This is a genomic window from Klebsiella sp. HMSC09D12 (assembly GCF_001808475.1).
GTDB classification, from domain to species: Bacteria; Pseudomonadota; Gammaproteobacteria; order Enterobacterales; family Enterobacteriaceae; genus Klebsiella; species Klebsiella oxytoca.
Genome location: NZ_KV793495.1, coordinates 127,796 through 149,406 on the forward strand (window position 1 = coordinate 127,796; position 21,611 = coordinate 149,406).

Here is a 21,611-nt window from a genome sequence, read left to right on the forward strand (position 1 = left end):
TTGAGCCCCTGACGGCCGAGCATCGCCACATTGAAATATCTAGCTTCTTTCCATAACACGTTAAAAGTTTCACGCTATCTGTTCAGAGCGCTGGCGGTACTGCTGTGGGTGCTGGTCGCTTTTGTTTCGGTGTTTTACATCGTCAACGCTTTGCACGATCGGGAATCGGAAATTCGCCAGGAATTTAACCTCAATGCCGATCAGGCGCAGCGCTATATACAGCGTACGGCCGACGTGATTAAGGAACTGAAATATGTTGCCGGTAATCGGCCGATAGATGGCGGCGAAGGCGGCGATACGCCGGCCCAGCGCGGCAATATTTCAATTCCTGATTTTGAACCGCTCTATCCGGATTCCGACTGTGCGCTGATGAGTTCCACCTGGCGTAATTCGCTGCAGTCATTGGCGTGGTTTATGCGCTACTGGCGCGACAATTTCTCCACGGCCTACGACCTCAATCGTATTTTTTTGATTGGTAGCGACAATCTGTGCATGGCCAACTTCGGCCTGCGTGATATCCCGCTGGAGCGGGACCAGGCGCTTAAAGTACTGCATCAGCGCATTGAGCAGTATCGCGACGCGCCGCAAAACGAGCGCGGCAATAATCTGTTCTGGATAAGCCAGGGCGTGCGCCCGGGCGTTGGCTATTTCTATGCGCTCACGCCCATCTATGTGGCGAATCGTCTGCAGGCGATGCTTGGCGTAGAGCAAACCATCCGTATGGAAAGTTTCTTTACCCCGGGCAGTTTGCCGATGAACGTGACGATCCTTGACGATAATGGACAGTCGCTGATTTCACTTGCCGGATCGAATAGCAATATCAAACCGGACGCGAAGTGGATGCAGGAGCGTCTGTGGTTTGGCTATACCGCGGGTTTTCGCGAGCTGGCGATGAAAAAAAGCCTGCCGCCGTCATCCTTAAGTATTGTCTATTCGGTACCGGTAGATCAGGTGCTGGAACGCATTCGGATGCTGATACTGAATGCGGTGGTACTCAATCTGCTCACCGGCGCGCTCCTTTTCGCCCTCGCCCGAATGTATGAACGACGGATTTTTATTCCGGCCGAAAATGATGCCCAGCGCCTGGAAGAGCATGAGCAGTTCAACCGCAAAATCGTTGCCTCCGCGCCGGTGGGGATCTGTATTTTACGTACCCTCGACGGCACCAATATCCTGAGTAACGAGCTGGCGCATAACTATCTCAACATGTTAACTCATGAGGACCGGCAGCGGCTGACGCAAATTATCTGCGGCCAGCAGGTAAACTTTGTCGATGTGCTGACCAGCAATAATACCAACCTGCAAATCAGCTTTGTCCATTCGCGCTATCGCAACGAGAACGTGGCGATCTGCGTACTGGTGGACGTATCGGCGCGCGTCAAAATGGAAGAGTCCCTGCAGGAGATGGCCCAGGCCGCCGAGCAGGCCAGCCAGTCGAAATCGATGTTCCTCGCCACCGTCAGCCACGAACTGCGTACGCCGCTGTACGGGATTATCGGCAACCTCGATCTCTTGCAGACCAAGGAGCTACCGAAGGGCGTCGATCGTCTGGTGACAGCGATGAACAACTCTTCCAGCCTGCTGCTGAAAATCATTAGCGATATTCTCGATTTCTCTAAAATTGAGTCCGAGCAGCTTAAAATTGAGCCGCGGGAGTTTTCGCCGCGTGAGGTAATGAACCATATCTCCGCCAACTATCTGCCGCTGGTGGTGCGTAAACATCTCGGGCTGTACTGCTTTATTGAGCCAGACGTTCCGCAACTGATGTCCGGCGATCCGATGCGCCTGCAGCAGGTTATTTCAAACCTGTTGAGTAATGCGATTAAGTTTACCGATACCGGCTGTATTGTCCTGCACGTAGAGCGGGCGGATGATTATCTGCGCATCAGCGTACGCGACACCGGCGAAGGGATCCCGGCGAAAGAGGTGCTACGCCTGTTCGATCCGTTCTTCCAGGTCGGTACCGGCGTGCAGCGCAACTTCCAGGGAACCGGGCTCGGCCTGGCGATTTGTGAAAAGCTTATCAGCATGATGGATGGCGATATCGCCGTCGAAACCGAACCGGGTATGGGCAGTCGATTCACTATTCGTATCCCGCTTTATGGCGTGCAAAATACGCCGCCGCTGAATATTGATGGCCTGGCTGAAAAATGCTGCTGGCTGGCGATTGATAACAGCTCGCTGGCGGTGTTCGTCGAGCAGTTGCTGACCTTCCACGGCGTTCCTGTCCGTCGTTTTGACGGGCAAACGCCGGGAGCGGAAGATATTCTGTTAACCGATAGCGAGACGCATGAAGCCTGGGCTGGCTGCGCGATGGTGATCTTCTCTCGTCGGCATATCGGTATTCCGCAAGAGCGGGTACCCGGCGAGTGGCTGCATAGCGTCGCCACGCCGCACGAGCTACTGCCGCTGCTGGGACGCATCTTCCATATTGCCGTAGCCAGTGCGGATAACGGCCCTGCGCTAGCTGCCGCGGATGCGCAAAACGCCAGCAATGATGACATGATGATTCTGGTGGTTGACGATCATCCGATCAACCGTCGCCTGCTGGCCGATCAGCTTGGATCGCTGGGCTATCAATGCGTGACGGCAAATGATGGGGTCGATGCGCTGAATGTCCTGAGCAAACAGCATATTGATATCGTGCTCAGCGACGTCAACATGCCGAACATGGACGGCTATCGTCTGACTCAGCGTATTCGCCAGCTGGGGCTCACGCTGCCGGTGATTGGCGTCACTGCCAACGCGCTGGCGGAAGAGAAGCAGCGCTGCCTGGAATCCGGTATGGACAGCTGTCTTTCTAAGCCGGTCACGCTGGATATCATTAAGCAGACGTTAACGCTCTATGCTACGCGGGTACGTAAGGGAAGGGAGTAGAGAAGCTTCCCGGATAACGCCGCGCTATCCGGGAAGAAAAGAGTTTAGTCTTTGTCGGTGGAGCTCAGGGAAACGGAAGAGAGGTAGTTCAGCAGGGCGATGTCGTTTTCCACGCCGAGCTTCATCATCGCCGATTTTTTCTGGCTACTGATGGTTTTGATGCTGCGGTTGAGCTTTTTGGCTATCTCGGTGACCAGGAAGCCTTCGGCGAACAGGCGCAGCACTTCACTCTCTTTCGGCGACAAACGTTTGTCGCCGTAACCGCCGGCGCTGATTTTTTCCAGCAGGCGCGAAACGCTCTCCGGAGTGAATTTTTTGCCTTTTTGCAGCGCGGCCAGCGCTTTAGGCAGGTCGGTTGGCGCCCCCTGTTTCAGGACAATCCCTTCTATGTCCAGATCCAGAACCGCGCTAAGGATCGCCGGGTTGTTATTCATCGTCAGTACAATGATTGACAGGTCCGGGAAATGACGCTTGATGTATTTGATAAGCGTAATGCCATCGCCGTATTTATCACCGGGCATGGATAAATCGGTAATCAGGACATGTGCGTCCAGTTTTGGCAGATTGTTGATTAATGCGGTGGAGTCTTCAAACTCGCCGACAACGTTCACCCACTCAATTTGTTCAAGTGACTTACGAATACCGAACAGTACGATCGGATGGTCATCGGCAATAATTACGTTCATATTGTTCATGTATTAGGCTACCTTGCTACAGCAAGCTCTTGACGTAGTCGTCAATGTCGCTGATATATTTTTCTATGCCTTGCGCATCTTTTTCTCGAATCAGATGCTCAAGCGTTTCACATAACTGCTTGCCGGGTACCAGATTTAGCATAGCAAACGCCCCTTTGAGGCGGTGAGCGGTCTGCGCCAGCGCGGCGAAATCGCCCGTTGCCCGTTCATTATACAGCCTCTTAACATCATCTGGTACCGTGTCAGCAAACAGCGTGTAATAGCCGCTGGCATGCAGTTCGGCGTTACTTTCGCTACCGGCAGAGGAAGGCTGCTCCTCTTCCTCTGCAAGCTGCTGCTCAATCAATTGCAGGATAGCTTCCTGCAGCGCAGCGCTGATATTAAAGTTTACGCGGAGCTGACCAGGACCAATCTTATGAACCCGGGCTTCATCATCGCTTAAAAGCAAGCCCGAAGCAGTAAGATTAGACGGATTATCCGTTAAAAAAAGATCATATTGTTGACTTGTGATTCTGTCATCCGGCGTGATGCAGGTGGCCCCCCAGCTCTCCAGCTGGCGAGTCACAATACGGCGGACTTCATTGGCGGTCACATCAAGCAATATCACCACGTCATCCAGCAGATGTTCCCCTGACTCACTCTCCTCTGCGCTGGCGGCCATTTTTAAATGCAGGGAGTAGCGGGTACCCAGCGACTCGCGTGCTTTGATATTGAGCTGCCCGCCGAGCTTGCGCGTCAGGCGATCGCAGAGCCAGAAGGTGAGGGCGTTGGCCTTGCCGTAGAGGTCTGCCTGCGTATCGTTGAGGAACGGGAAGTGCATATTGTCAATTTCGTTTGCGGAAACGCCGTTGCCGGTATCGAGAATACGGAAGGTCAGACGATCGTCCGCTGATTCATCTTTACTCACTTCCAGAGTAATTTTGCCAATAGGCGTGGTGGTAACCGAATACTGGATAAGCAGTAAAAGCGTACGGCGCAGGGCGTCGCGATCGCCGTAGCGTTGCTCATTGGCCGGCAAGGCGTTGTTAATCAGCAGCTGTAGACCCTTACGTTTGATGATAGGTAGCACTTCAGGCACCACTTCATCTATCAGTTCCTGAATCGAGAATAGACCCTGAGCGCTCTTCCAGCTATCGCTCTCCAGCAGGTTTGCCAGCTCGATTTCATCTACCAACTGCACCAGTTCGTCCGCATGCTGGGCCAGCCTGCGGCTTTCAGCCATGCCGAGCGCCGCGGCTTCTTCCGCCAGCGTCTGCGCCGGCTGCCTGAGCGCCGCGCCGATATGCTGCATAAACGCCGTGCGGCCCTGCTGATTTTTCTCATACAGACGCTGGGCCTGCTTAAGTTTCTTATTCACCATCACCTCACGGTCCTGATCGCGAATAATAAAAATTTGCGTTCGTGGCGAAACCTGACTGCGGAACTGACGGATTTCATACAGTTCATTGTTCACCGTCGCCTGGATCACGCCCTGATGCTGATCGGTCATATTAATGATGTTTTGCAGGTTCAGATGCGGCAGCAGATGATCGGCGATCGGATTGCTGATCACCGTACGGTTAGCCTCCAGATCGTGCACCAGCAGCCCGAGCGGCAGCAGGGAAACGATCTCTTCGTGAATGGCGCGCTCAGCGCGTAGTTCACTATTGGCTGCCGAGGAGATAGCCGTTCCCGCGACGCTTTTACGTCCGCTGTAGTGGCGGAAGGTGGTAAATCCGAACAGCGCCAGCGCCAGCAGACCAATATTCAGCAGCAGCGGCAGTAAAATATTTTGCAGCGATTCCAGAATCAGCTCGCTAAAGGGCACCATCCAGACCAGGCGCATACCGGTGGTATTAATGGTCGTGATAATTTCAATCTGCGGGCCGTTAAAGTTAATGCTGACGATGTCGGTAGCTTCTTTATCCGGATTGCTGGTTCCGTTCTGCGAGGGATCGGGCTCCAGACGGAAACTCTCCAGAGACATACTCGGCGGAATGAGATCGTTAATAGGCAGATCGAAGGCCACTACCGTCGCCAGATGACCGGGCTGGTTAAAGGTGGTGCGTAAGGTGAAGTAGTAGCCGTTTTGCCAGGCGAGGTGGCGCAGCGACGAAAACGTCTCGCGTTCATCAAGGGTATTGGCCTGCAGCAGCATCTCAGCCCGGCGTGATTCAACGACGCTGCTGATCGTCGATTCTTTGAAGCTGGAAGAGAGATCTTTTAACGGCAGCGTTGAAACCAGTATCAGGCTGTTATCCAGGCCGTTGAGGTAATACATTGACCAGGGAATCGTCTCGGCGCCCCACAGGATATCGAGATAGTTGGAGATTTTTTGCGTCATTTCCAGCGTTGAGCCGTCATGAGAGCCAAAAATCAGCGCTTCGGTTTTGCGCCGGGGTTTCTCCAGATAGTAAACATCCTGCTTTAAACGCGTTTCCTGCAACCCGGTCTCGGAGGCTGAGCTGGCAGAGGTTGCGGCGATGTTGTCATAGATTTGCCAGGTGGCGTAGCGCCAGGTATCGATGCGTTTATGCAAGTCGTAGCTGACATCGACAACCTGGTAGCTTTTATCTTTTAGCCAGGCGTTAACGGCGCTTTGGATCATGACCCCCATCGTCGCCAGCAGGACGATGACCATGAGAATAAAGAAGCGGGTAATGTTGCCGGGTATCAGGGAAAATTTTTTCGGGGTCATCGTGTGAGAGTACGACTCATCAGTGTGTGTAAACGGACTGTTGCACCAAGTTAACCGGGGGCAGCGCAGATGCTACGAACAGTATAAAGGTTAACGTCCAAAATCCATACATCTGAATACCCTACAATGACTTTTTTGCCTTGAGATTTATCTTAAACCAGTAATGCGAGCAAAGATGTACACCGCAGTTGTTTTTGTACAATTATTGACGGATTACCTTAGGGAAATAGCACTAAATAACAAGAAATTATATAAATAGCGTTGAGCTTAGACGTAAGTTGTTTGATTAATAACCGTTATTTTTTTCACGAGTAGCATGGAATAATTAAAGATGTGTAAAGAAGGGTAAAAAAAACCGGATGCGAGGCATCCGGTTGAAATAGGGGTAAACAGACATTCAGAACTGAATGACGGTAATAAATAAAGTTAATGATGATAGCGGGATTAATTTTAGTCGCAGACGAGAATTTTGTTTTACCATTCAGTGCTATAGAGATGTAACCATGTAACTCATTGACAGGGATTGAAAATTTTTATTTTTTGATTATTAGTGCTTATTTAGTTGCGCATTTGTGGCAGAAAAAAAGTTCCCTTGTATTTACAAATTGAAACATCTTGTGGGTATTTTGAAACATCTTAGAAGTTTTAGTATCATATTCTTGTTGGATTATTCTGCATTTTGCAGCACAATGAAATAGCCGACTGATTAGAAGGGTAATCAGTAAGCAGTGGCAATAATAAAAGGCATATAACAAACAGAGGGTTAATAACATGAAAGTTAAAGTACTGTCCCTCCTGGTACCGGCTCTGCTGGTAGCAGGCGCAGCGAATGCGGCTGAAGTCTATAACAAAGATGGCAACAAATTAGACCTGTACGGTAAAATCGACGGTCTGCACTATTTCTCTGACGACAAATCTTCCGATGGCGACCAGACCTACATGCGTCTGGGCATCAAAGGCGAAACTCAGATCAACGACCAGCTGACCGGTTACGGCCAGTGGGAATACAACGTTCAGGCGAACAACGTAGAAGGTTCTGACAAGCAGTCCTGGACTCGTCTGGCATTTGCGGGTCTGAAATTCGGCGACGCGGGTTCTTTCGACTACGGTCGTAATTACGGCGTAGTATACGACGTGACTTCCTGGACCGACGTTCTGCCGGAATTCGGCGGCGACACCTACGGTTCTGATAACTTCCTGCAGTCTCGCGCTAACGGCGTGGCGACCTACCGTAACTCCGACTTCTTCGGTCTGGTTGACGGTCTGAACTTTGCTCTGCAGTATCAGGGTAAAAACGGCAGCGTAAGCGGTGAAGGTTCCACCAACAATGGTCGTGACTGGAATAAACAGAACGGCGACGGCTACGGCACCTCTCTGACCTATGATATCTACGACGGTATCAGCGCTGGTTTTGCGTACTCTCACTCTAAACGTACTTCTGAGCAGAACAGCATCAACACCAGATATACCGACTCTGACGGCTTCTCTCGCCGCATTCTGGGTGAAGGCGACAACGCTGAAACCTACACCGGCGGTCTGAAATATGACGCCAACAATATCTACCTGGCGACTCAGTACTCCCAGACCTATAACGCAACTCGTACTGGTAACATCGGTTTTGCTAATAAAGCGCAGAACTTTGAAGTGGTTGCCCAGTACCAGTTCGACTTCGGTCTGCGTCCGTCCGTGGCTTACCTGCAGTCAAAAGGTAAAGACCTGGGCCGTTATGGTGACCAGGATATCCTGAAATATGTTGATGTAGGCGCAACCTACTACTTCAACAAAAATATGTCTACCTACGTTGATTACAAAATCAACCTGCTGGACGACAACAAATTCACCAAAGATGCCGGTATCTCTACCGACGACATCGTTGCTCTGGGCCTGGTTTACCAGTTCTAAGCACGCTGAAGTTTGAAAAAAGGCGCCGATGGCGCCTTTTTTTATGCCCGGTTTAACCTTGCTGGTGTACTCTTTGGGCCTTAGCAAGAGGAAGCCAATTTTATGGACATGACATTTTTCCGCGCCGCCCTGTTCGGGGCCCTGGTATTACTTTCAGGTTGTGATTCAGCCACTTCTCCCCAGACGCCAAAATCCGCCGCTACCGTACTGGACGGTAAAACCATGGGCACATTCTGGCGGGTCAGCGTCATAGACCTTGATCAGGCGAAGGCCGAGGCGCTGCGTCAGAAAGTTCAGGCTCAGCTGGATGCTGACGATCGCCTGCTTTCTACCTGGAAGAACGATTCAGCGTTGATGCGCTTTAACCATTCGCCGGAGACATCGCCCTGGCCGGTCAGCGAGGCGATGGCAGATATCGTGACGATGTCCCTGCGAATTGGCGCTAAAACTCACGGCGCTATGGATATTACCGTCGGGCCGCTGGTCAATTTATGGGGCTTTGGCCCGGACAAACAGCCGGTAAAAACGCCGGATCCGCAGCAGATTGCCGATGCCAAAGCGCGTAGCGGCTTACAGCATCTGACGGTGATCAACCGGGCCGACGGGCAGTATCTGCAAAAAGACATTGCGGATCTGTTCGTCGATCTCTCCACCGTCGGTGAAGGCTACGCTGCCGATCATCTGGCGCGCCTGATGGAACAGGAGGGGATCTCGCGCTACCTGGTCTCGGTGGGCGGGGCGCTGGTGAGCCGGGGCATGAATGCCGAAGGTCAACCGTGGCGGGTAGCGATCCAGAAACCGACCGATCGCGAAAATGCGGTACAGGCGATCGTCGATATTAACGGCCACGGTATCAGTACCTCGGGCAGCTATCGCAACTACTATGAGCTGGACGGCAAGCGCATCTCGCACGTCATCGATCCGCAAACCGGGCGACCAATCGATCACAAGCTGGTTTCGGTGACCGTTATCGCTCCGACGGCGCTGGAAGCCGATGGCTGGGATACCGGGCTGATGGTGTTGGGGCCGGAAAAAGCGCAGGAGGTGGTGCGTGAACAGGGGCTGGCGGTCTATATGATTGTCAAAGAGGGGGAGGGGTTTAAAACCTGGATGTCTCCGCAGTTCCGCGCTTTCCTGGTTGGCGAGAAAAATTAAACCGCAAGATTTCGGGTTTTTGCTAACGGACTTCGGCCCAGACTGAAGTTACACTTACAGCAGGAGTCCGTGATGAAACCGATAATGTTTGATAACGATGAGCGCCGCTGGCAGGCAGTATGCGAACGCGATACCGGCGCCGATGGTCAGTTCGTTTTTGCCGTGCTGACTACCGGCGTTTGCTGCCGTCCGTCCTGCCGCTCTCGTCGCGCGCTGCGGGAAAATGTTCGCTTCTATCCTGATGTCGATACCGCGCAGGCGGCAGGCTTTCGCCCGTGCAAACGCTGCCAGCCGGAAAACAGCGATCCGCAGCAGCAGAAGGTAGAGAAAGTCGCTGCCGCCTGCCGTCTGCTGGAGCAGGAGACGCCGATCACGCTGGAAGCACTGGCACGCCAGCTTGCGGTTAGCCCCTTTCATTTTCACCGCCTCTTTAAATCCGTGACCGGTATGACCCCCAAAGCCTGGCAACAGGCCTGGCGCGCTCGCCGTTTACGCGAAGCGTTAGGGCAGGGGGCGAAAATTACCGACGCGGCGCTATCCGCCGGTTTCCCGGATAATAGCAGCTACTATCAGCAGGCTGACGCCGCGCTGGGGATGACCGGCCGTCAGTTTCGCCGCGGCGGTGAGAATATGGACATTACCTGGGTATGCGGCGACGGGCCGCTGGGGCGCTGCCTGGTGGCTGAGAGCGAACGGGGAATCTGTGCCGTGCTACCGGGAGATAACGACAGCTCGCTGTATGATCAATTAGCCAGCCTGTTCCCCAATGCGCGACTGCATCCAGGCGATGAAGTCTTTCGCCTGCGGGTTGCGCAGGTCTTTTCTCATCTTAACGATCATCGCCAGCCGTTTTCTTTGCCGCTGGATCTGCGCGGCACGGCTTTCCAGCTTCAGGTCTGGCAGGCGCTGCGCCAGATCCCGGCGGGGGAGACCCGCAGCTATCGCCAGGTGGCGCAAAGTATGGGGCGTCCCCGCGCGGTGAGGGCGGTGGCCAGCGCCTGTGCCGCCAATAAGCTGGCGCTGGTTATCCCGTGTCATCGTGTGGTTCGCGAGGGTGGGGCGCTATCCGGCTATCGTTGGGGAACGGCGCGTAAGGCGCTGCTGCTGGCGCGAGAAGCGCAATACGAGGAGACATAATGCTCGATCTTTTTGCCGATACGCCGCCCTGGCAGGAGCAACTGGCTCCGGGGGCGATAATTTTGCGCCGCTACGCCCGTGAACGCGCGCCAGCGCTTTTGCAGGCAATCACCGATATTGCCCATCGTTCGCCTTTTCGTCAGATGGTTACCCCCGGCGGCTATACGATGTCGGTGGCGATGACTAACTGTGGCGAGCTGGGCTGGACCACGAACGCGCGCGGCTATCTCTATGCCAGCGACGATCCGCTGACGGAAAAGCGCTGGCCGCAGATGCCGCCGCTTTTCCGCGAGCTGGCCTCAGAGGCGGCGGCGGCGGGCGGCTATGCGCACTTTACCCCGGATGCGTGTCTTATTAATCGCTATCAGCCCGGCACAAAGCTGTCGCTGCATCAGGATAAAGACGAGCGCGACCTGCGGGCGCCGATCGTCTCCGTCTCGCTGGGGTTGCCGGCGATATTCCAGTTTGGCGGCCTGCGGCGTAGCGATCCGCTACAGCGGGTGCTGCTGGAGCACGGCGATGTGGTGGTCTGGGGTGGCGAATCACGGCTGTTTTACCACGGCATTCAGCCGCTAAAAGAGGGTGTTCATCCGGATACCGGCTCCTGTCGCTACAATCTCACTTTCCGCCTGGCAGGGAATAAAGAATAAAAATAAGAATTATTCTTGCTGTCATCGTCGAGCAGTTTAAACTGCTGGCTGTTTTTGCTTGCCCGGATTACGCGTTATGGAACTTCTTCTTCTTGTCTGGCGTCAGTACCGCTGGCCGTTTATCTCCGTCATTGCCCTGAGCCTGCTGAGCGCGGCGCTGGGTATTGGGCTTATCGCCTTTATTAACCTGCGCCTGATAACTATCGTCGATACCTCCCTGACGGTACTGCCGGAATTTCTGGGACTATTATTGCTGCTGATGGCGGTCACCCTCGGCTCGCAACTGGCGCTTACTACGCTCGGCCACCATTTTGTTTATCGCCTGCGCGGGGAATTTATTAAGCGCATTCTGGATACGCAAATTGAGAAGATCGAGAAAATCGGCAGCGCGTCGCTGCTGGCCGGGTTAACCAGCGACATCCGCAACATTACCATTGCTTTCGTGCGTCTGCCGGAGCTGGTACAGGGGATTATTCTGACCTTTGGTTCCGCCGCTTATCTGGCCTGGCTGTCAGGAAAAATGATGCTGGTTACCGCGCTGTGGCTGGCGTTAACCATCTGGGGCGGATTTGTGCTGGTGTCGCGGGTCTACAAGCACATGGCCTCGCTGCGCGAAACCGAAGATAAGCTGTATCACGATTATCAAACGGTTCTCGAAGGACGCAAAGAGCTCACCCTTAATCGCGAGCGCGCTGAATATGTATTTAATCAGCTCTATCTCCCGGACGCGCGCGAATACCGCCACCATATTGTCCGCGCCGATACCTTCCATCTGAGCGCGGTCAACTGGTCGAATATTATGATGCTGGGCGCGATTGGCCTGGTCTTCTGGATGGCTAACAGCCTGGGCTGGGCCGATACGGCGGTGGCGGCCACCTATTCGTTGACGCTGCTCTTCCTGCGCACGCCGCTGCTCTCTGCGGTTGGCGCGCTGCCGACTCTGCTCAGCGCTCAGGTGGCATTCAATAAGCTGAATAAGTTTTCGCTCGCGCCCTACCGCGCTGAATTCCCGCAGGCGCAGGTGTACCCCCACTGGCAGACGCTCGAGCTGCGCGATATTACCTTCCATTATCCCGACAACAGCTTTGCGGTCGGGCCGATTAATCTGACTCTCAGGCGCGGCGAGCTGGTATTCCTGATTGGCGGCAACGGGAGCGGAAAATCGACGCTGGCCATGCTGCTGACCGGTTTGTATCAGCCGGTTTCTGGGCAGATCCTGGTTGACGGGCAGCCGATGGCGGCGGATAAGCCGGAAGATTACCGCAAGCTTTTCTCGGCGGTCTTTACCGACGTCTGGCTGTTCGACAGGCTGCTGGGACCGGAAGGGAAGGCGGCCGATCCGGCACTGGTGGAGAAGTGGCTGGGCTATCTGCAAATGAACCATAAGCTACGGCTGGACGATGGCAAAATTCTCGACCTGAAGCTGTCAAAAGGGCAGAAAAAGCGCGTGGCGCTGCTGCTGGCGTTAGCGGAAGACAGAGATATCATCATGCTGGACGAATGGGCGGCAGATCAGGACCCCCATTTCCGCCGCGAATTCTATCAGGTGCTGCTGCCGCTGATGAAGGAGATGGGCAAAACCCTCTTTGCCATCAGCCATGACGATCACTACTTTCAGCACGCCGACAGGCTGCTGGAAATGCGCGGCGGCCAGCTCTCAGAGCTGACCGGAAATGAGCGCGAACTGGCGACCCGCGATGCGGTTGCCCGTACCGCCTGATCGGTTTACGCCGTCCCGGAGGCGTCAGTCGACCTCCGGGGTATCTGCAGGCTGCTGTTTTTTCCGTCGACCGAATTCATAGCGGTTATTATTTCCGCCTCCTCGCGCTATGCTTAAGGCTTCCGGCCTGCTGGTCTGACAGATATTTTTACAAGGATTGCCTGACCGATGTCCGTTTTGCACAAAAAAAGCGCCAGATTGCGCGATGAAGAGCGCGCCCGCCTCATTTGGCTCCTGAGCACCGATAAAGCCGTCACATCTTCACTGCTGGGTAAATTAACCCTCGCTGAACGCTACGATGACAGTACCCTGGCCGACGATCTGGCGGAAGTGGAAATGCTGGTTTCACACCTGCCGCCGCCGGATCTTGCCGATGCGCTCGAAGCGCTGCCCTATGATGCGCGCAACGCGCTCTGGCGGCTGGTCGCCGATGACAAGCGCGGCAAAGTGCTGCTGGAGGCGTCGGAAAGCGTCTGGGGCGACCTCATCGAAGAGATGAGCGATCACGATCTGCTGTTCGCGCTGCAAAATCTCGATATCGATGAACAGGTTTACCTGCTACAGCACTTGCCCCGCGATCTGACCGGACGTTTACTGGCCACCCTGCCTGCGGATAAGCGCGCGCGTATTCGCCAGATGATGCGCTACGCCGACAATACCGTCGGCGCGATCATGGAGTTTGAGGTCATTACCGTTCGTCCGGAAGCGACTCTCGCAGCGGTGCAGCGCTATCTGCGGCGACTAGGTAAAATGCCGGAGAATACCGATAAACTGTTTGTGACCACCCGCAATAAGCTGCTGCTCGGCGAACTCGAGCTGCAAACCATTCTGCTTAACGATGCGCAGAAGCGGGTAGGGGAAGTGATGGAAGGCGATCCGGTGACCTTCCAGCCGCACGAAGACGCGGAGAAAGTGGCGCGTACCTTTGAACGTGATGACTTACTTAGCGCCGCGGTGATTGATGCCGACGGCAAGCTGATGGGACGTTTAACCATTGATGAGATCGTTGACGTGGTCTATGAGGAGACGGATAACGATTTACGCCGGATGGGCGGCCTGAGCAACGATGACGACGTGTTTGCCCCGGTGAGCAAAGCGGTGAAGACCCGCTGGGCCTGGCTGGCGGTGAATCTTTGCACCGCGTTTATCGCTTCCCGCGTGATCGATGGCTTCGAACATACTATTTCCCAACTGGTGGCGCTGGCGTCGCTAATGCCGATTGTCGCCGGGATTGGCGGCAACACGGGCAACCAGACGATCACCATGATCGTGCGGGCAATGGCGTTACAGCATATTCAGCCGGGAAGTTTTACCTTCCTGATCTTGCGCGAGATGGGCGTTGCGCTGATCAATGGGATCGTCTGGGGCGGGATTATGGGGGCTATCACCTGGTGGCTATACGACGATCCGCAACTGGGCGGCGTGATGACGTTGGCGATGATGCTCAATCTACTGATGGCGGCAATGATGGGCGTCATTATCCCAATGGTGATGGTCAAGCTGGGACGCGACCCGGCGGTCGGCTCCAGCGTAATGATTACCGCGATTACCGACACCGGCGGATTCTTTATTTTTCTTGGGCTGGCGACGCTTTTTCTGATGTAGCCTGCGCTTGAGTCCGCAGACGGCGGGGGATTAGTGCCATTGAGATCAGCCCTGCCAGAACGCCGATTGCCAGATTGCTGGTGCCGACGGTTGCGCCGACGGTCACCAGCATCACCAGCGTTTCCGGCCACGGATTGCGCGCCAGCTCAGCCGGACGAATACTGTGCCAGCTAAAGGTCTTCACCGCGACAATCACCATCACCCCGGCGAGCACGGCCATCGGGATTTTTGCCATCACTTCGCTTAAGGCAGTCACCAGCAGGAGCAGCACCAGGCCTGCGGCAACGGTCGACACGCGGCTGCGCGCTTTACCCATTTCAACATTAACGATGGTCTGGCCGATCATCGCGCACCCGGCGATACCGCCATAGAACCCGGCGAGAATGTTGGCGATGCCCAGACCCGCGCTCTCGCGCGCTTTGCTGGAAGGCGTTTGGGTTAAATCATCCACCAGCTTTGCCGTCAGAAGCGACTCCATCAGGCCGACAAAAGCGATACTCAGCGCGCAGGGCCAGATGATGTGCAGCGTGGTTAAATTCAGAGGAACTATCAGGCTGGTTAACCCCGGTAGTCCGCCGCTCATTGAGCCTTCATCGCCGACGGTCGGCAGCAGCTGGCCGCTGAAAACGGTAAACAGCGTCAGCAGTACGATAGCGATGAGCGGAGAAGGGATTGCCTTTATATAGCGCGGCGCCCACAGCACAATCAGCAGCGTTAACACGAACAGGCCGATAATCAGCGGCTGCTTGCTCCAGAAATGCGGTACCTGGGCAAAAAAGATGAGAATACCCAGCGCGTTAACAAAACCGGTCATCACCGGCTGCGGAATAAAGCGCATCAGGCGCGCCATGCCGCAAATGCCAAACAAAATTTGAATAACGCCGGCCATTATGACCGCCGGGAGAATGTAGCCGACGCCATATTGATGCACCATCGGACCAATCACCAGCGCTACCGAACCGGCGGCGGCGGTGACCATCGCTGGTCTGCCGCCGAGAACCGACATCGCCAGGCACAGCACTACGGAGGCAATCAGGCTGACTTTCGGATCAACGCCAGCGATAACCGAGAAGGAGATGACCTCGGGGATTAGCGCCAGTGCGGTGAGTACGCCCGCCAGCGTTTCACGCGTCAGCAGCGCGGGCGAGCGCAGGATCTGGCCTAATGCGCCAGCGTTGCTGGAGGTAGCGGAATCAGAAACAGGGGGCATAAAAAAATTTCGCAGAATTTAAAAAATTTGGGCCATGATCGGTCGCTGGTTACGTGCGGTCGGTCACAAAACCGAGGATAATAGCGCGGAAGCGCCTCTGATACCAGTACAAAATGTGATTTATGATACACATTTATTAAACATTTTTATAACAGATCTCAAAACTCAACTTAAAATTTAAACAATATTTAAATTTTTTTTCTTCAGTGTTACCTTTGAAGCCGAGAATCGTTTCACCTGCGCTAAATAAAAAAGCGAGTAAAGTAAGGCTCAAATCCGATGAAGAAAAAGATGGCCGTACCCAGCTCACAGGCGGTTGGTTCCAATAACACTCGGACCAACACCCGCCATGAGCAAGAGACGGATGTATTGTTGATTGGCGGCGGCATCATGAGCGCCACGTTGGGAACCTGGCTGCAGGAACTGGAGCCGGATTGGTCTATTACCATGGTCGAGCAGATGTCCAGCGTGGCGGAAGAGAGCTCGAACGGATGGAACAACGCGGGTACCGGCCACGCGGCGTTGATGGAACTGAACTATACGCCGCAAACCGCTAACGGTATCAACATCGATAAAGCGGTCGACATCAACGAATCCTTCCAGATTTCTCGTCAGTTCTGGGCCCATCAGGTGACCCGGGGCATTCTGAAAAAGCCTAAATCCTTTATTAACAGCGTGCCGCACATGAGCTTCGTATGGGGCGAAGACAATGTTAACTTCCTGCGCGCTCGCTATGCGGCTTTACAACAAAGCGAGCTGTTCCGCGGTATCCGCTACTCTGAAGATCATCAACAAATAAAAGAGTGGGCTCCGCTGGTGATGGAAGGACGCGATCCGCAGCAGAAGGTGGCCGCGACCCGCTCGGAGGTGGGTACCGACGTGAATTACGGCGAAATCACCCGTCAGCTGATCGCCGGGCTGCAAACCCATGATAATTTCTCTCTCCAGCTGGGGACCGTGGTGCGCCGTTTTAAGCGCAACGCCGACAAAAGCTGGACCGTTACGCTGGCGGATGCGAACAACCGCCACCAGAAACGGGTTATCAAGGCTAAATTTATCTTTATCGGGGCCGGCGGCGCCGCGCTAACCCTGCTGCAGGAAACCGGTATTCCGCAGGCTAAAGAGTACGCGGGCTTCCCGGTCGGCGGACAGTTCCTGGTGTGTGAGAACCCGGAAGTGGTTAATCACCATCTGGCCAAAGTCTACGGTCAGGCCGAGGTTGGCGCGCCGCCGATGTCGGTTCCGCACATCGACACCCGTATTATCGACGGCAAGCGCGTGGTGCTGTTTGGGCCGTTCGCAACCTTCTCGACCCGCTTCCTGAAAAACGGTTCGCTTTGGGATCTGCTGGCCTCGACCAACACCTCGAATATCATGCCGATGCTCAACGTGGGGCTGGATAATTTCGATCTGGTGAAGTATTTGATTAGCCAGGTGCTGCAAAAGGACAAAGATCGTCACGCGGCGCTGTGTGAATACTATCCGGAAGCGCGCAAAGAAGACTGGCGCTTATGGCAGGCTGGCCAGCGCGTGCAGATTATCAAGCGCGATGAGAAGAAGGGCGGTGTTCTGCGCCTCGGTACCGAGGTCGTCAGCGATGACGAAGGCACCGTAGCCGCGCTGCTGGGCGCCTCGCCGGGAGCGTCCACTGCGGCGCCGATTATGCTGCAGCTCATGGAAAAAGTGTTCAAAGAGAAGGTCAACTCAGCGGAGTGGCAGGCGAAACTGAAAGCGATTATACCAAGCTACGGTACGCGTCTGGACGGCAACGCTGCGGAAATAGAAAAGGCGCTGGCGTGGACCAGCGAAGTGCTGGAACTGCACTACGAGCCGGTTACGGTGGCTGATGAGGTTCCGCAGGCGGAGCTGAAGCCGCTGCCGGAAGGTAAACCGGTCGCTGATATTGCGCTCTAACTTCTTCTCCGGCGGCTCAGGCCGCCGGATTCACTCGTACAGGGATTAACGCACAACGGCCGTGCCGATGGTTTCGTCCGCTCTCCAGATACGATATTTCACATCGATGTTGGCCGGGGTATAAACCACGATTGGCAGCTTACTGTTGTAACGCAGCATTCCCGCATCGCCCAGACCTGCCATCACAAACTGCTTCTCTTTTTTACCATCCGGACAGGCCATCATGGTCGAGACGGGGGAAGTCACTTTATCAAATACGTAGTAGTCGTAGCCCCAGCCTTCAAGGGTTTTGCTTTCCAGTTGACCGCCAAGACGATGACGATTGCAGTCGACTTCCAGCGTTTGGCCAATCATCAGCTCCACTTTTAACGTCGACTCATCCTGCTGCTGCGGCAGCTGGATCACCTGACGCTTCATCCCTTGCTCCGCTTTAGGGTAGGGAGCGATTTTTTCCAGCGGCTGTTCAGTTGCAACGGCGCTGGCGGAAACGCAGGCAAGAGCCAGCATGGAAGCGGCGAACGTAGTGATTTTTTTCACGTGGGTAATCCTTTGTTATCAATCCTCAACGGCATAAGAGTAGCATTTATCCGCTGAATGATAAGTGCAATTTACCAAAATTTTCACAAATAGCAGTTATAAATTCTGTTTATGAGAGGGAGCGTAGTCGTTAACTACTTCCCATAAGCTTAACGTCTCGGTTTAAGACGGGCGCTGAGAACGGGGTTTCATCGCAGTCGAGCAGGGGGTGCCCCCTGCGTTTTGCTGTCCCGCGCTGTTTTTACTCATTTACCGCTCAGATAAAACGCCGATCGCCACCTGCCGGGATGGCAGCATTTTACCTGTAAGCGCTGCAATACAGCGCTGCTACTCTTCGTGATTTTTACCTTCTTCGAGGAAATCTTCATCAAGCTCATCAATGTTTCCAGCGTGATCGCGTCCGGAGAGAAGGTTCCAGCAGGCGATAAACAGCGCGGCGATCAGCGGGCCGATAACAAAACCATTGATGCCGTAAATTTCCATTCCGCCGATCGTGGTGATCAGGATCAGGTAGTCCGGCATTTTGGTATCTTTACCAACCAGTAAAGGTCGCAGAATGTTATCCACCAGCCCTACGATGATCACAAAGAAACCGACGATAAACGCGCCCTGCCAGAGCTGGCCGGTCGCGAAGAGATAGATTGCCGCTGGAACCCAGATAATCGCCGAGCCCACCGCCGGGATTAGCGACAGAAACGCCATCAGGGCGCCCCACAGGATGCTGCCATCAATCCCCACGATCCAGAACGCCAGTCCCCCAAGCGCGCCCTGCGCAAGCGCCACCGCGACGGTGCCTTTTACCGTCGCCCGGGAGACGGCGGCAAATTTAGCAAAAAGATGCTGCTTCACGTGATTCGATAGCGGCAGGGATTCAAGGATCAGTCTGACCAGATACGGGCCATCTTTGAGCAGGAAAAACAGCAGATAAAGCATGATGCCGAAGCTGACGGTAAAGCCGAAGGTCCCTTTCCCAATCAAGAATGCGCTACCGGCCAGGTACTGGCCTCCTTTCAGCGCTACGTCTGAAAGCTGGCGCTGAATCTGTTCCGCGCTATCGAGATTATGCTCAGAAAGGAAGCTCCTGGCCCATTCCGGCAGATGAGCAAACAGGCTGGCTACCACGGTCGGGAACTGGGTGTCATTATGCTGCAGTTTGGTGTAAACCACGTTGAGCTCGAAGGCCAGCGACGAAAGAATGATCGCCAGCGGGGTAAAGACAATCAGGCAGATAATGACGATGGTCAGCAGCGCCGCCAGGCCGTTGCGCTCGCCGAGCCGATCGCGCAGTTTGTTTTTCACCGGGTGGAAGATCACCGCCAGAATGGCCGCCCATAAAATGGCTGAATAATAGGGGGAGAGAACGTCGAAAAAAGCCAGGGTGACGATCAGCACGATCAGGATGAAAAATCCTTTCGTAAGTCCATTAACTCTCATGTAAATCCTTCAGAAAAATGACGTGTACAGTCAAATAATAGAAGTTTCTCGGCAATTTACAATCATAGCTGCTGCGGCGATGTGTAGAAGAGCTGTATTGATGGGAGATATCATTTCTGCTCATACTTTAAACACACCGGCAGAATGGATTCGCGCTATTTTTGTTCTCGCTTTCTCTGTCCGGCTCGCCAGGACGAGTAATCAGCCGCTGAGACTGCCAGGTATTATTTGGCTCTTTTATATTAAATTCTCTTTCCATTATTATCACGATATTAATACCCACTATTATTATTCCCTTACAGCGGGTATGCATGAAAATATTTAAACTTCTATTGATTGTGCAGAGTGTTTTCAGTTCCAGGAATAATTGTTATCCCTAGAGTGCATTGATTTATATCAATTAAATGGTTTTATTTATATATGAATGCAAAGTTTATTCATACGTCTGCTATGAATTTAGTCATTACGCAGAATGAATTATTAGTAATTTTTTACTGAGAGTTGAATTTCTTAATTGAAACCCTGGTTAAAAGCGGGAGGCTTACTGGTTGACCTGTTACAATACTTTGTTCTACTATGGTTTTATTCAGGCTATTCATTATTTTTCTCTAAGGTCCCTCAGAAGAGATTGCTATGGCCGCTACGACTCAGAATAAAAGCCGGGTTAACGTATTAATTTACCCTTAAGACTGTATGTCGGTGGCGTACAGTGAAGTGTCGATCTACGACTAAAACTTCTAACCACCAGCGATTGTCAGTCGTAATACAGCAGCCGTTTATTCTCTGAAGGAGAAAAAATCATTATCAATAAAAATTATTTCAATGTCGGGCTATTTTAATTTGTCCCGGACATAATCTTCAGCGTGCAAAATATGCTGGCAGGGACGGTTCGGAATAAAAGTTGATGCTGAATGTTGCCTGTATTAAAGACTTTAATCAGGAAATAGTTGGTCGAAGAGATCGTAACATCGCGCCATGCTGGCGACGCCGCTCTAATTGCTGGCTTCTTAATAACGCTACTTTTCAGGAAATAACCTGGAAATATTTTAAAAGCCCCTGGGTGGTCAGAAGCGTTAGCTGCCGAAATGCGCGAACCTGGCAAAAACACACAATCAGCCTGTCAGGCCTGATGCGCTTTGGTAAGTGAGCAGCGACGGGCGGTAGCGTGCCCGCAAGCGATAAAGAGAGAGCCCTGTGAAAACCCCGCCATGCCGCAACGCCAACTTAATTCCTGCTGTACCGTGCTGCAGAAGGAGTGCGCCAGACCCGGGCGTGCGGGCAAATCCTGCCCGGGCACTGTCAGCCGGCGCAGACGGGCCCGGTTCCGGCCTGCAATAAAGTGGAGCGGCCTGCGATGACGTTTGAGAAAGAGGTGAGCGAATGAGTGATATCCCGGCACAGCAGTTCAGCCACAACCATCCTCTGTTAACGGTGCGCGGTTGCCGCGCCCTCCTGGACGTGCTGGCCTTTGAAGGCGATGAGGCCCTGAGCGAACCGTTCAGCTACCAGATTGAATTCACCAGCGCCGACAAAACCCTCACGCCGCAGCAGATGCTGATGCAGGATGCCGCCTTCACTCTGCAGGCCCCGGTTGACCAGGGCTTCGGGGTAAAAATCCGGCAGCCGGTACGCACGATTCAGGGCGTGGTGACGGCGTTTGAGCGCCTTTCCGCCTCCCGGGACGAAACGCATTATTCCCTGACCCTGCAGCCGCGTCTGGCGCTGCTCTCCCGGAGCCACCAGAACCGGATTTACCAGGATATGTCGGTGCCGGATATCGTGGAGCATATCCTGCGCACCCGCCACGGCATGCGCGGGGAGGACTTTATCTTCACCCTGGCGCAGGCGTACCCGCGTCGCGAGCAGGTGATGCAGTACGGCGAGGACGACCTGCGCTTTATCACCCGCCTGCTGAGTGAGGTGGGTATCTGGTTCCGCTTCATCGCCGACACCCGGCTGAACATCGACGTGGTGGAGTTTTACGACGACCAGCGGCACGACGGGCAGGGGCTGGTTCTGCCGTCTGTGCCGCCCTCCGGCCAGCACGACAGCGGGATGGAATCCGTGTGGGCGCTGAAAAGCCGGCATCGCGTGGTGC

Annotated in this window: 14 protein-coding genes; 9 read left to right on the forward strand and 5 right to left on the reverse strand. The window is 54.1% G+C overall.

The genetic code is table 11. From position 1 onward, the window contains the following. Positions 1–30: 30 nt before the first annotated feature. Positions 31–2,877: a two-component system sensor histidine kinase RcsC gene (gene rcsC, locus HMPREF3178_RS20240; RefSeq protein ID WP_070585452.1), complete on the forward strand. Its 2,847-nt coding sequence runs from the start codon at positions 31–33 to the stop codon at positions 2,875–2,877. 44 nt (positions 2,878–2,921) lie between these two features. Here rcsC and rcsB read toward each other — a convergent pair whose 3' ends face one another. Both rcsB and rcsD read right to left on the reverse strand, forming a co-directional pair. Next, a complete protein-coding gene (gene rcsB / locus HMPREF3178_RS20245; protein WP_004103995.1) occupies positions 2,922–3,572 on the reverse strand; it encodes a response regulator transcription factor RcsB in 651 nt (216 codons plus the stop codon). A 16-nt stretch (positions 3,573–3,588) separates the two neighbouring features. Further along, positions 3,589–6,249 (reverse strand): phosphotransferase RcsD, encoded by a 2,661-nt coding sequence (rcsD, locus tag HMPREF3178_RS20250; RefSeq protein WP_070585454.1) that lies wholly within the window; start codon positions 6,247–6,249, stop codon positions 3,589–3,591. Between the two features lie 771 nt (positions 6,250–7,020). Here rcsD and HMPREF3178_RS20255 point away from each other — a divergent pair. The 6 genes from HMPREF3178_RS20255 (at position 7,021) to mgtE (ending at position 14,418) form a co-directional block, all read left to right on the forward strand. Continuing rightward, the gene (locus HMPREF3178_RS20255; RefSeq protein ID WP_016809062.1) at positions 7,021–8,151 is read left to right on the forward strand and encodes a porin OmpC; all 1,131 of its coding nucleotides are present in this window, start codon (positions 7,021–7,023) and stop codon (positions 8,149–8,151) included. A 102-nt stretch (positions 8,152–8,253) separates the two neighbouring features. Further along, positions 8,254–9,306, forward strand: a complete 1,053-nt coding sequence (gene apbE, locus HMPREF3178_RS20260) for an FAD:protein FMN transferase ApbE (RefSeq protein WP_004103991.1) — start codon at positions 8,254–8,256, stop codon at positions 9,304–9,306. A 72-nt stretch (positions 9,307–9,378) separates the two neighbouring features. Next, positions 9,379–10,443: a bifunctional DNA-binding transcriptional regulator/O6-methylguanine-DNA methyltransferase Ada gene (gene ada / locus HMPREF3178_RS20265; protein ID WP_016809064.1), complete on the forward strand. Its 1,065-nt coding sequence runs from the start codon at positions 9,379–9,381 to the stop codon at positions 10,441–10,443. Next, on the forward strand, positions 10,443–11,093 hold the full coding sequence (gene alkB / locus HMPREF3178_RS20270) for a DNA oxidative demethylase AlkB (RefSeq protein WP_004103987.1): 651 nt from the start codon (positions 10,443–10,445) through the stop codon (positions 11,091–11,093). Before ada ends, alkB begins: the two co-directional genes overlap by 1 nt. 76 nt (positions 11,094–11,169) lie before the next feature. Beyond that, entirely contained in the window at positions 11,170–12,813 is a 1,644-nt protein-coding gene (locus tag HMPREF3178_RS20275; protein WP_004103985.1) for a multidrug ABC transporter permease/ATP-binding protein, read from the forward strand. Between the two features lie 168 nt (positions 12,814–12,981). Further along, the gene (gene mgtE / locus HMPREF3178_RS20280; protein WP_004103983.1) at positions 12,982–14,418 is read left to right on the forward strand and encodes a magnesium transporter; all 1,437 of its coding nucleotides are present in this window, start codon (positions 12,982–12,984) and stop codon (positions 14,416–14,418) included. Here mgtE and HMPREF3178_RS20285 read toward each other — a convergent pair. Then, positions 14,381–15,628, reverse strand: a complete 1,248-nt coding sequence (locus HMPREF3178_RS20285; protein WP_004103980.1) for a SulP family inorganic anion transporter — start codon at positions 15,626–15,628, stop codon at positions 14,381–14,383. The genes mgtE and HMPREF3178_RS20285 overlap by 38 nt on opposite strands. Before the next feature lie 279 nt (positions 15,629–15,907). Here HMPREF3178_RS20285 and mqo point away from each other — a divergent pair, with 279 nt between their 5' ends. After that, positions 15,908–17,542, forward strand: a complete 1,635-nt coding sequence (gene mqo, locus HMPREF3178_RS20290; protein ID WP_004103978.1) for a malate dehydrogenase (quinone) — start codon at positions 15,908–15,910, stop codon at positions 17,540–17,542. A gap of 45 nt (positions 17,543–17,587) precedes the next feature. Here the strand turns inward: mqo and eco are convergent, their stop codons facing one another. Further along, positions 17,588–18,079: a serine protease inhibitor ecotin gene (gene eco / locus HMPREF3178_RS20295; protein ID WP_004103977.1), complete on the reverse strand. Its 492-nt coding sequence runs from the start codon at positions 18,077–18,079 to the stop codon at positions 17,588–17,590. Between the two features lie 327 nt (positions 18,080–18,406). Beyond that, complete coding sequence (locus HMPREF3178_RS20300; protein ID WP_004103976.1) at positions 18,407–19,513, reverse strand: AI-2E family transporter; 1,107 nt, start codon at positions 19,511–19,513, stop codon at positions 18,407–18,409. Between the two features lie 1,380 nt (positions 19,514–20,893). On the opposite strand from HMPREF3178_RS20300, the gene vgrG reads away from it, so the two are divergent. Then, a partial coding sequence (vgrG, locus tag HMPREF3178_RS20305) for a type VI secretion system tip protein VgrG (protein ID WP_139146037.1) occupies positions 20,894–21,611 on the forward strand: 718 nt, incomplete at its 3' end.